Annotated in this window: 15 protein-coding genes; 14 read left to right on the forward strand and 1 reads right to left on the reverse strand. The window is 50.6% G+C overall.

The window, feature by feature from the left end; translation table 11 throughout:
- Nucleotides 1–49: 49 nt before the first annotated feature.
- The 4 genes from SPM24T3_RS19215 (at nucleotide 50) to SPM24T3_RS19230 (ending at nucleotide 2,227) form a co-directional block, all read left to right on the forward strand.
- On the forward strand, nucleotides 50–775 hold the full coding sequence (locus SPM24T3_RS19215; protein WP_037379181.1) for a hypothetical protein: 726 nt from the start codon (nucleotides 50–52) through the stop codon (nucleotides 773–775).
- A gap of 233 nt (nucleotides 776–1,008) precedes the next feature.
- On the forward strand, nucleotides 1,009–1,206 hold the full coding sequence (locus SPM24T3_RS19220) for an AlpA family transcriptional regulator (protein WP_009638475.1): 198 nt from the start codon (nucleotides 1,009–1,011) through the stop codon (nucleotides 1,204–1,206).
- The gene (locus SPM24T3_RS19225; RefSeq protein WP_009638476.1) at nucleotides 1,207–1,626 is read left to right on the forward strand and encodes a hypothetical protein; all 420 of its coding nucleotides are present in this window, start codon (nucleotides 1,207–1,209) and stop codon (nucleotides 1,624–1,626) included. It begins immediately after the preceding gene.
- A 13-nt stretch (nucleotides 1,627–1,639) separates the two neighbouring features.
- Nucleotides 1,640–2,227, forward strand: a complete 588-nt coding sequence (locus tag SPM24T3_RS19230) for a BRO family protein (RefSeq protein ID WP_009638477.1) — start codon at nucleotides 1,640–1,642, stop codon at nucleotides 2,225–2,227.
- Between the two features lie 253 nt (nucleotides 2,228–2,480).
- On the opposite strand, the gene SPM24T3_RS19235 is transcribed toward SPM24T3_RS19230, so the two are convergent.
- Nucleotides 2,481–2,795, reverse strand: coding sequence for a YlcI/YnfO family protein (locus SPM24T3_RS19235; protein ID WP_009638478.1), 315 nt, complete (start codon nucleotides 2,793–2,795; stop codon nucleotides 2,481–2,483).
- Nucleotides 2,796–3,000: 205 nt separating this feature from the next.
- On the opposite strand from SPM24T3_RS19235, the gene SPM24T3_RS19240 reads away from it, so the two are divergent.
- From SPM24T3_RS19240 to SPM24T3_RS19280, 10 genes are all read left to right on the forward strand, one after another.
- Nucleotides 3,001–3,201, forward strand: coding sequence for a host cell division inhibitor Icd-like protein (locus SPM24T3_RS19240; RefSeq protein WP_009638479.1), 201 nt, complete (start codon nucleotides 3,001–3,003; stop codon nucleotides 3,199–3,201).
- Nucleotides 3,194–3,373 carry a hypothetical protein gene (locus tag SPM24T3_RS19245; protein WP_009638480.1) on the forward strand — a complete coding sequence of 60 codons (180 nt, stop codon included), beginning with the start codon at nucleotides 3,194–3,196 and terminating at the stop codon, nucleotides 3,371–3,373. Before SPM24T3_RS19240 ends, SPM24T3_RS19245 begins: the two co-directional genes overlap by 8 nt.
- The gene (locus tag SPM24T3_RS19250; protein WP_009638481.1) at nucleotides 3,370–3,972 is read left to right on the forward strand and encodes an ORF6N domain-containing protein; all 603 of its coding nucleotides are present in this window, start codon (nucleotides 3,370–3,372) and stop codon (nucleotides 3,970–3,972) included. The genes SPM24T3_RS19245 and SPM24T3_RS19250 overlap by 4 nt, the downstream gene beginning before the upstream one ends.
- Complete coding sequence (locus tag SPM24T3_RS25600; RefSeq protein ID WP_157135342.1) at nucleotides 3,969–4,145, forward strand: hypothetical protein; 177 nt, start codon at nucleotides 3,969–3,971, stop codon at nucleotides 4,143–4,145. The genes SPM24T3_RS19250 and SPM24T3_RS25600 overlap by 4 nt, the downstream gene beginning before the upstream one ends.
- Nucleotides 4,142–4,327, forward strand: a complete 186-nt coding sequence (locus SPM24T3_RS19255; protein WP_009638482.1) for a hypothetical protein — start codon at nucleotides 4,142–4,144, stop codon at nucleotides 4,325–4,327. Before SPM24T3_RS25600 ends, SPM24T3_RS19255 begins: the two co-directional genes overlap by 4 nt.
- On the forward strand, nucleotides 4,324–4,521 hold the full coding sequence (locus tag SPM24T3_RS19260) for a hypothetical protein (protein WP_009638483.1): 198 nt from the start codon (nucleotides 4,324–4,326) through the stop codon (nucleotides 4,519–4,521). Before SPM24T3_RS19255 ends, SPM24T3_RS19260 begins: the two co-directional genes overlap by 4 nt.
- On the forward strand, nucleotides 4,518–4,739 hold the full coding sequence (locus SPM24T3_RS19265) for a hypothetical protein (RefSeq protein ID WP_009638484.1): 222 nt from the start codon (nucleotides 4,518–4,520) through the stop codon (nucleotides 4,737–4,739). The genes SPM24T3_RS19260 and SPM24T3_RS19265 overlap by 4 nt, the downstream gene beginning before the upstream one ends.
- On the forward strand, nucleotides 4,736–5,341 hold the full coding sequence (locus tag SPM24T3_RS19270; RefSeq protein WP_009638485.1) for a hypothetical protein: 606 nt from the start codon (nucleotides 4,736–4,738) through the stop codon (nucleotides 5,339–5,341). Before SPM24T3_RS19265 ends, SPM24T3_RS19270 begins: the two co-directional genes overlap by 4 nt.
- A gap of 10 nt (nucleotides 5,342–5,351) precedes the next feature.
- Nucleotides 5,352–5,918: a hypothetical protein gene (locus SPM24T3_RS19275; protein ID WP_009638486.1), complete on the forward strand. Its 567-nt coding sequence runs from the start codon at nucleotides 5,352–5,354 to the stop codon at nucleotides 5,916–5,918.
- A partial coding sequence (locus SPM24T3_RS19280) for a TOPRIM and DUF927 domain-containing protein (RefSeq protein WP_009638487.1) occupies nucleotides 5,911–8,529 on the forward strand: 2,619 nt, incomplete at its 3' end. The genes SPM24T3_RS19275 and SPM24T3_RS19280, both read left to right, overlap by 8 nt.

Genomic DNA, 8,529 nt, shown 5'->3' on the forward strand with positions numbered 1-8,529 from the left:
CTATACGGTTAGTTATGGTTCTTACTCTACAGAAAGCTCGAGGTGACATGTGCCAATAATTGAAAATATCCCAGACTTATCACATTGGCGAACAATTCAAGAATTCACGGTTGAGCAAGCCTCTATGCTATTGGCTGCTATTGACCCATATGATTATGATGATGGGTTGATATCTATAAAGCGCATCAGGCATGAGCGCTGGAAAATGGCTTGGGGTTTTTCAGAGGGGATTGTTAGTGCTATCAGACGAGGTGTTTTAACCCCCGTAGTCTGTATGGGGGAAATTACAAGTTTTAATAGTTATGACAATGAATACTATATAAATAATGAAACAATTAAGCCTACCGATAGAACAAAAGATATTAGTAAAAGTAAAACAATAATTACAAGGGATTCACTATATGCTTGGGTTGAAGCTGAGAATGTAGACTTTGTTAGAAAGCCACCTGCTACAAAATTAAAAAACGTATCTGAATGGAGTGGGGAATTACCAAGTACAGAGTATTTTGTCGATTCCACTTCAGACCCAGCAATAGAAGAAAAGCTATTATTGCCAAGGTTTGAACATCAAAGTGAAGGTCTTGAGTATATTGAAGAAGCAGTGAGGCAATTTTGGTCAACTTATGATCCTGATGATAAATCAACAGCTCCTAGCCGTGAGGACGTTCGTGGCTATCTAATCAGCAAGGGGGCAGGGGTTAATTTAGCTAAGGCTGTTGATGAGGTTTTAAGGCCTTTTGAACTTAAGAAAGGAGGAAGAAAGCCTTTAAAATGAAACCGTTAAACCTAACTTCCCTTTTTCGTAAAACAGTGGTTAGGTTGAAAAAATGAAGGGTATTTCTCAAGTAATTAGCCATTAATGACAATTTAAACAGTGATTCGGTTATAGCTTAAACAGCGGTAACCTTGTTTAAACCTGCCTGCTATTTTAATTTATTTGTGTCTGAGATTATCTCCCCAGTTATCGCAAAGTCTATCAAATATAATCTGAATATAGCAGGGGTATGTATGTCAAAGTCATTAATACGTTTACCTGAAGTTCAACGCCGAACTGGTTATAGTAAGGCCTGGATTTATCGTCTTATCAGCCAGAGTCGCTTCCCTGCATCAATTAAAATTGGTTCTCGTGCTATTGCTTTTATCGAGAGTGAAATTGATGATTGGATCAATCAGCGTATTGCTGAATCACGCGGGGAGGCTGCATAAATGCAAAAGAAAACCCGCACAGAGGCGGGCATTATCGAACAGGTTAGCGCCAACGATAATACCGCCATTCTCACTATCAAGCCAGCACCAAAGAAACACCGCGCACGCTGCTACATGATGCGTACCGGGGTTGAGGGCTGGACGGAGAATGACATTCTCCGTTACTGCCGATTATCATCCGGGCGTAATTACGCTACAGAGTTGGAACGTCGTCTTGATATTCATCTTGAACGTATCGAGGAGAAAAACCCTGACGGCATTGGCTCACATCTGCGCTATCGCTTCTCCTGCCGTGCTGACGTGATGCTAGTAATCCAATTGGTCAGCCGCAACGCTGCTACTGGTGGTTATCGTGGGCTATCACAGCCGGAAATCAGCGACATTCTCACCCTCTATCCAGACGCCTTCACCGCCGCCTAACGGAGCCTGACAAATGAAAATCGAAAAAAGCAGATTAAATTCTGAGGCCGCCCCTCAGCCTTCCACCAGCCTGGGCGGTATTTTCAATGCTGATGAAGCTGATATTTCGGTAATTAAATTCGAAGGTCAATCCGTCCGCATCGTGAATGTTTACGGTGAGCCGTGGTTCATTGCTAAAGATGTTTGTAAGGCTCTGGAAATGGCGGATCACTTAGTCGCACTGCGCCGCCTTGATAATGATGAAAAGGGGGAGTGTTCAATACCTACCCTTGGTGGCAATCAGATTATGCGCACGGTATGTGAATCAGGTTTTTATAAACTGATTGCCCGCAGCCGCAAAGCCTCCACACCTGGAACATCTGCTCACCGGTTCACTAACTGGGTATTCCGAGACGTGATCCCATCCATTCGCAAAACTGGCTCATACGGCGTGCCGTTCGCCTTCCTGAATGACCACAGTAAACGCAAAGCCTTGTACACAGCTAAGGCCAGTAAACGTGGTTCAGCGCTTCAATCGTGCAAAGCGGAAAAAGCACGCCTGAACGCCGAAGAAGCTGCGCTATGGCGCAAGTTTCAGCCTCAGCTGCCGGAGGTTCACTAATGACTACCGCCCACAACGCAGCCTTTTCGCTGGCTGGGAACTTAACAATACTTAACACCCAGAACCTAACAAAACCTGACATTGAATTTAATTTTGGCACCAGGGTGAGGGAGGGACTTTTTGCAACAGTACGAGCGAGCGCACGAGGGCGGGAAGGTTTTTCGGGGATCACTACGCGAGGCGGTGAGCTTTCGGACTCCATAAAAAAGGGCAGCACACATTGTGCGATCCTCTGTGATGGCATGATGTTGAATCAATCTTCTGACGAATCAGCAATAGGTTTCCGACGCTGTAATTCTTCACGGGCAATGCTGACAAGTTGCTGGATTTCCTCACCCACTTTCGTACCGATTTCCTCAAGTCTGCTCAGCGCATCTAGAGAGGATAACAGTAGATTTTCCTCGCTACCTTCAAGCTGGCGGCGAGTGATTTCGCTTCGCATTGCCGTAACGATGAAACCAGCCGTTGATTCTCCATTCAGCTTAACAGATTCCATATCATGCAAAACATCGTGCGGAACGCGGACATTTTTGATCTGTGATTTGTTGTTGACGCTACCCGTAGCCATTGAGCCTCCTGGATTAAGTTTGAGTGTATTACATTACATTAGTGAGTGTGCATTTAAAAGCATTGACATGAATACACACTTGTCATTAAATGAAATGCACACCTTATCCACAGGTAAGGCACAGGCAGTACCAAAAACAGCGAAGCCCAGCAGTGGTGGAACACTAGCCGGGCTTCTCACCAAACAGTTATTAGAGGTAACAGTTATGGCTGAAGCACAGTCTACCCAAACTCGCCCCAAATTTCAGTATCGCTTTCTGGCAATCGATCGCGCTAATCGTAAAGCGACACCGTGTCGTTTGACTGTCGAAGCGCATACGGAGCATGAAGCACGCTTAATTCTCTGTGCCCACTTCATCCTTTCACTCGCTGCCCGCCTGCCAACGCAGGAGGCCCGCCATGCTTAAACACTTCACGGTATACGGTTACGGCATAAACAAGCGCGGCCTGACGCTGGGTATTAACTACAAAACTCACTCAGACACCTCAGAAAGCGCAAAGGCAGCCGCAATGCTAAAAGCCCAGCATGACGGCCTGACTGATATCCGCATTACCCGTGTTCAGGGGGTAGCAGTATGAAAGCCATTACCGTTCATGATGCAAAAATGCCTTTGGTTGAGTATCAGGGCCAGCGCGTTGTCACCTTCGCCATGATTGACGAGGCTCACCAGCGCCCGAAAGAAACCGCCCGAAAAGCGTTTAACCGAAATCGCCGCCACTTCATCGAAGGTAAAGATTATTTTGTGGTTAACGCTACCGATGTTGATTGGTTAGAGGGGGGCATTAAACGCCCAGGCAAAAAAATAACCAATCACATTCATGGCAAGGTCACGGTGTTTACGGAGTTTGGTTATCTGTTACTGACAAAGCCCTTTACCGATGATCTAGCTTGGCAAGTACAACGCGAGTTGGTTGATGGCTATTTTCGGCATACCCCTCACTTCTCAGACATTCGCCCTGTGCTTATTCCTTCACTGGATGAGCTGGAATCTATGCCATTACAGCAGGCACAAGACATTCTCACCGCCGCAGATCACCGTTCTCACTGGCGACACGGCAAGCACGGTAGCGCTGAGATGAGTCAGCGTAAGCGCGAGCTTAAAGCAATCCGCCCAGCCATTGCCCGCATTACCGCACTGGTTCAGCTAACCATTCCTGGACTGGAGAAAGCCAAATGACTCGCACTAATGCTCACTTCAAAAACGATGCGATAGACGCACTGGAAAAAATCCGCGTGATACTGCAGGCGGCACTTTTCCTGACAGCGACTGATAGTGAGCGTGATGCCTCAATCGAGCTGATGGGTTTGGCCGAAGAAGTTGCCATTCGCGTATTGGAGGCCAGCCGATGAATCATGAAATTTCTCTCTGCGATGTGATGAGCCGCATACAGCAGGCGCAGACCGTGCTGTCTGTTTGGCTTCAAACCTTAACCACTGACGATGGCAAGGTACCTGACATGGTTGATTCGGTATTAACCATTCTTGACGGATTACCTGATGCGGTAGCGGTAGCAATGGAGGGCTGCGAATGAGTCATGAAATAACTCTTCAGCAGGCCGCCGATAAAGCGGTTTTGGCTGAAACCATAGCTTTGCTGCTTGAGGAGTATCCAGGCGAGCTCCCGCCCACTCAGGCGGGAATGACTATCAATTTAATTCGTCGTCTATGTGGTGAGGCGGCGTGTTGGCTCCTTGAAGAACAGATGCTAAGGGAGGCGAAACAATGAGCTATAAACTCGACGCAGACGACGCGCGTTGTCAGGTCATGCAGGCACAGGCGGTATTGTCTTTGTGGCTCAACACTATGACCAATAGCGATGGAAATTTACCTGACATGATTGGCGCAGTCATTACCCTGCTTGAAGGCGTGCCAGAGGTAATGGAAGCCTTATTTTTGGAACATTCAGATCTACAAATTGCAGCCATGCGGGGAAGAAAATCATGACACAAGAAACCTGCTTTGAGGCGACTCCTGCCGGTATTAACTTCATGGCCCGCAACGACGACGGGGGATTTCAGCACCTCAAGCTGGTGGGTTACTCAGCGGTGATTCGTCAACTAGATAGCGGAAGATTTGATAGCAAGCTATCTGAAGGGTTGCGTGTAATGGCTGAAATCTACCAAGGCAAAGCGAGCGGTTGGTTCAGGCAGTCTGATGAACAAGATATGACGTGCTGGCGATGGATTGTGGCCGCTCTGTTTATTAATGAGCAGCTAGCACAGCACGGCACCATTGAAACGTTGAAAGAGGACGGCACAACCGAACGCACCGCTGTCTATCGGGGCGCCGTTGGTGGGATCTCCATCTATCCGGCGACTGAACGTTTCGCGCTGGCTAACAACGTCGAGGGGATCGCCTTCGAAAAGTTTGGGATGGATGCCCATAAGAGGGCTGTCATGATTTACCAGTCAATGACAGAGGCCGATCCTGACGGCGGCAACCTTCGGCTTTCCCAGTGGGGCCGTGACTCAATGGCGCTGCTTCACGATGGATTTATAGAAATGCTCAATACCGAAGGTTTACCACCATTACCAACAGCTCACTAAGGGGATAAAAATGAAAAAAATCACAAGCCAGACCGGTCGCTTTATCGCCTCAGAACGCCGTTGGGGTGGGGATGTTGAAATCGTTGAAGTGGTAAATGGCGAGCAAGCCCGCCGCTATAAATCTATCGAGCCAAAAGAGATACCAGGCCTGCTGTGTTCAGGGGAACTCCTGGACGAACTGGAGCTTTCATTCCTGTTACTCAACGTTTGGCAGGAGAAGGTCAAAACGCCAACCATTGGAGAAGGCTTGTTGAGCCTCCGGTGGTTAGTCCTAACGCTGTTTATTATTCAGCAGGTTGAGGAGCATGGGAAACCTGTCAGCGTGGTTGAGGGGCAGACGTTCCCGATAAATTATTACGACCTCAGCAATGGTGTTGATTTCTTTCTCACAGCACAGGCCGTAGAGGAACGCGGTGCTTTGTTCGGCGGTGTTCATGCTGCCGGCTGGCTCAGTTGCATGATTGAGCCGGGTTACTTCGCAGGAGAGCCAGGTAAATATCTGACTGAAGCGGGTGCGGAAACAATGTGCGGCATGGTTAAGCAGCTTCACCTCATGCAGGAGGAGCAGGATGCGTAACATTGACCTCATTCATGAAGTGACGGCCGCCGCAGCAGGGCGCTGGCCTGACGTATTGTCACTGGCTGGCATCTCTGTGCCCCAATCACCACGCCAGCATGCATCCTGCCCGGCTTGTGGCGGTAATGACCGCTTTCGATTCGATGACAAAGGGCGCGGTAATCATTTCTGCAACCAATGCGGGGCAGGCGATGGCCTCGACCTGGTAAAAAAGGTAAATCACTGCGATACCACCGAAGCGGCGCAGATACTGGCGGGGGTGATGGGTATTGATTACCGGGTGACAGAAATTGACCACAAAGCCGCCAGCCAGAGGCGTGAACAGTTGGAATCTGAACGCCAGCAGCGGGAGCAGGAACGCCACCAGCAATCCGCAGCCGATGAAACACGCCGTCGGGAAAGCTTCCAGCAGAAGTATCAGGCATTGGCCGCACAGGCGCAGCCAGGTGAAAGCACGTATCTCACCGCCAAGGGGCTGACGGGCTTCTCGTTCCCTATTATGGCTGACGGCACGTTATTGCTGATGCTGATCGATGCGTCCGGCGCCGTGGCCGCCGCGCAGACCATTACCGTTGATGGCGCGAAAAAAATGGTATTCGGTTCAGCCAAGCACGGGGCATACCACGCCGTGAACGTGCCTGAGCACCCGCAGGACATCATCATCACCGAAGGGCTGGCAACGGCCCTCACGTTGAGCCTGATGCGTCCGGAGGCGCTGACCGTAGCCGCCATTGATGCCGGTAATCAGTTGCCCGTGGCCGAGCTAATGCGTCGCCAGCATCCGAATGCGCGGATCATCATCGCGGCAGATAACGATTGGCATTATCCAGGCGAGCTGGACAAGTGTGGGAAGCCAAAAGTAAACACCGGCCGTATTCAGGCAGAGAAGGCCGCATTAGCCGTGGACGGCTTAATCTCAAGCCCACCAACTGACCATAAGGCCGACTGGAACGACTACCACCAGCAGAACGGCATAGAAGCCGCCACGGCCACATTTAACGATTCAATATATCAACCGCAGGGCGAAGAGATGAAACCACAGCTACAGGCCATCGACGGCGGTAAAAAGCCCGGGCAAAGAGATGACATTCTCAAACCTCATGTTGAAAGCCGTAAGGATGGTGTGTTCTGGATCTCGCCTAAGGCAGATAAGGAAACCGGCGAAGTGATTAACAGCGAAAGCTGGCTGTGCTCACCGCTGGAAGTCGTCGGAACCGGTAAAGATGACAAAGACCAGTTTTTGATTATCCGCTGGTTGCCGGTGGGTGAGCATTCATCTCATACCGCGGCGATCCCGCTGGCTGATATTGGAGAACGTGAAGGCTGGCGCGTACTTAAATCGGGTGGCGTGAACATCACCACTAAACCTGCCATGAGGGCTACGCTGGCCGACTGGTTACAACGAAGCGGTTCTCGTGAGATATGGCGAGTGGCTCAGGCTACGGGCTGGCAGCGCGGTGCTTACATCATGCCAGATGGTGAAATCATCGGTACGCCGGATATGCCGGTGCTGTTCAACGGTCGCAGCTCAGCAGCGGCGGGCTACACCAACAAAGGGTCGGTAAAAAGCTGGCGCGAAAGTGTGGCACGGCTGGTGGGCGGTAACTATTCGATGATGACGGGGATCGGTGCTGCCCTCGCAGCCCCACTTATCGGCCTGACCGGCGCTGATGGGTTTGGCATTCATTTCTATGAGCAGTCGAGCGCAGGGAAAACCACTACCGCGAACGTGGCCAGCAGCCTTTATGGTAATCCTGACATGCTGCGCCTCACTTGGTACGGCACTGCGCTGGGGTTGGCAAACGAGGCAGCCGCACACAATGACGCGCTGATGCCACTGGATGAAGTAGGCCAAGGCGCTGATCCGCGCAGCGTGGCGCAGTCTGCCTATGCACTGTTTAATGGTGTGGGCAAGCTGCAGGGAGCCAAAGAGGGTGGCAACCGTGATTTAAAGCGCTGGCGTACCGTGGCAATCAGCACAGGCGAGATGGATTTAGAAACCTTTATCGCCAGTAGCGGGCAAAAGATAAAGGCCGGCCAGCTGGTGCGGTTGCTCAATATCCCGCTTAGCAAGGCAATGAGGTTTCATGAGCACAAGAATGGCAAAGAGCACGCCGACGCGCTTAAAGACGCTTTCCAGAACAACCACGGCACTGCCGGCAGGGAGTGGATTAAATACCTCGCTGACCACCAGCAGCAGGCCATTGAAACTGTGAGAGAGGCTGAGAGCCGCTGGCGCTCACTGATACCGGCAGACTATGGTGAGCAGGTTCACCGCGTAGGCGCACGCTTCGCCGTTCTGGAGGCAGCGCTAATCCTTGGCAAAGTTATCACTGGGTGGGATGAGCAAACGTGTCGTGATGCGGTTCAGCACAGCTATAACGCCTGGGTACGCGAATTCGGCACAGGCAACAAAGAGCATCAGCAAATCATCGAACAGTGCGAGGCTTTTCTGAATGCTTATGGGCTTAGCCGTTATGCCCCGATCCCCTATGACCCAACGTCGCTGCCGATATCGAATCTTGCTGGATACCGTGCTAGGGGAGCTCATGACGCTGACATGATGACGTTCTATACCTTCCCTGCGGCTTTTGAAAACGAGATAGCGAAG

This window comes from Serratia sp. M24T3, assembly GCF_000257645.1.
In the GTDB taxonomy this organism is placed as follows: Bacteria; Pseudomonadota; Gammaproteobacteria; order Enterobacterales; family Enterobacteriaceae; genus Rouxiella.

Bases quoted from the DNA above. Each gene is read 5' to 3' on its own strand.
- SPM24T3_RS19240 (WP_009638479.1), top strand. From the start codon at position 3,001: ATGGCTGAAGCACAGTCTACCCAAACTCGCCCCAAATTTCAGTATCGC.
- SPM24T3_RS19230 (WP_009638477.1), top strand. From the start codon at position 1,640: ATGAAAATCGAAAAAAGCAGATTAAATTCTGAGGCCGCCCCTCAGCCT.
- SPM24T3_RS19220 (WP_009638475.1), top strand. From the start codon at position 1,009: ATGTCAAAGTCATTAATACGTTTACCTGAAGTTCAACGCCGAACTGGT.
- SPM24T3_RS19270 (WP_009638485.1), top strand. From the start codon at position 4,736: ATGACACAAGAAACCTGCTTTGAGGCGACTCCTGCCGGTATTAACTTC.
- SPM24T3_RS19245 (WP_009638480.1), top strand. From the start codon at position 3,194: ATGCTTAAACACTTCACGGTATACGGTTACGGCATAAACAAGCGCGGC.
- SPM24T3_RS19260 (WP_009638483.1), top strand. From the start codon at position 4,324: ATGAGTCATGAAATAACTCTTCAGCAGGCCGCCGATAAAGCGGTTTTG.
- SPM24T3_RS25600 (WP_157135342.1), top strand. From the start codon at position 3,969: ATGACTCGCACTAATGCTCACTTCAAAAACGATGCGATAGACGCACTG.
- SPM24T3_RS19265 (WP_009638484.1), top strand. From the start codon at position 4,518: ATGAGCTATAAACTCGACGCAGACGACGCGCGTTGTCAGGTCATGCAG.
- SPM24T3_RS19225 (WP_009638476.1), top strand. From the start codon at position 1,207: ATGCAAAAGAAAACCCGCACAGAGGCGGGCATTATCGAACAGGTTAGC.
- SPM24T3_RS19255 (WP_009638482.1), top strand. From the start codon at position 4,142: ATGAATCATGAAATTTCTCTCTGCGATGTGATGAGCCGCATACAGCAG.
- SPM24T3_RS19250 (WP_009638481.1), top strand. From the start codon at position 3,370: ATGAAAGCCATTACCGTTCATGATGCAAAAATGCCTTTGGTTGAGTAT.
- SPM24T3_RS19275 (WP_009638486.1), top strand. From the start codon at position 5,352: ATGAAAAAAATCACAAGCCAGACCGGTCGCTTTATCGCCTCAGAACGC.
- SPM24T3_RS19235 (WP_009638478.1), bottom strand. From the start codon at position 2,795: ATGGCTACGGGTAGCGTCAACAACAAATCACAGATCAAAAATGTCCGC.